Consider the following 860-nt stretch of genomic DNA (forward strand, 5'->3'; position numbering starts at 1 on the left):
TATAATAAATTTACCAGCAAAGTCACTATGAGTGGTGGCTTAGAACTGTTGGGTAATTCGTCGTTTAACCTTATCCATAATGGTGAAGTGGTTACCAATTTAAACACAAACGGAAGCACCTTGAAAGGACCTTTGAGGGTCGATGGAGATCTTATTTATACGAAATCAGACATAGATATTCTCAAGCAAGAAATTAAAAAAATTAAACAAGGCTTAGTTGATAAACTCATTAATTGGTCTGCGCTTGCTGATGCTGAATTGCTCTATACACAGGATGGGAAAATTCAATGGCCTGATTGGGTAACGGATAAAACTAAAGTTGAGATCCAAGCATGGGGCGGTGGCGGTAGTGGTGGCGGAGCGGATACGCCAAGATTAGGAGGAGGTGGCGGCGGTGGCGGTTGTTCAGTCTGGTATGGCTATAAAGCCAGTTTAAACGGTCATCAAGATATTTTGATTGGTAAAGGAGGCGCTTCTGTTGCATCACGCAGTGCGACAGGAAATTCTGGAGGAACAACAGCTGTTGGAAAGAATTTTATTACGGCGACAGGAGGACATGGTGGTGGGGGTGCTTCTGCCTATCAATCTCACACGGGATTTGGTGGTGGTACGACTACCTACTATTCAGGCGGTGGCGGTGCTGGAGGAACAGGTGGAAACTTTGGTTTAGCAACGGATGAACATCTAGGAATTGCCAAAGGCGGAAATGGTTATGCTGGAACGAATGGAATTACGAGTAAAACAAGCGGTAATGGAGGCGATGCTGGAGGTGATACATCACGTGGTGGCTCTGGAGGAGTCGGCAAAGGTTCCTATAGTTCGGGAAAAGCAGGGCGTGGTTTTGGGGGCGGAGGTGCTGG

The 860-nt window shown here is 46.3% G+C and carries 1 pseudogene; it reads left to right on the forward strand.

The window, feature by feature from the left end:
- Window positions 1-27: 27 nt before the first annotated feature.
- Window positions 28-860, forward strand: a pseudogene (locus ACFIMA_RS09800) (hypothetical protein); the annotation flags it as partial.

The sequence above is a fragment of the Bartonella sp. AP88HLJMH genome (assembly GCF_042195605.1).
In the GTDB taxonomy this organism is placed as follows: domain Bacteria; phylum Pseudomonadota; class Alphaproteobacteria; order Rhizobiales; family Rhizobiaceae; genus Bartonella.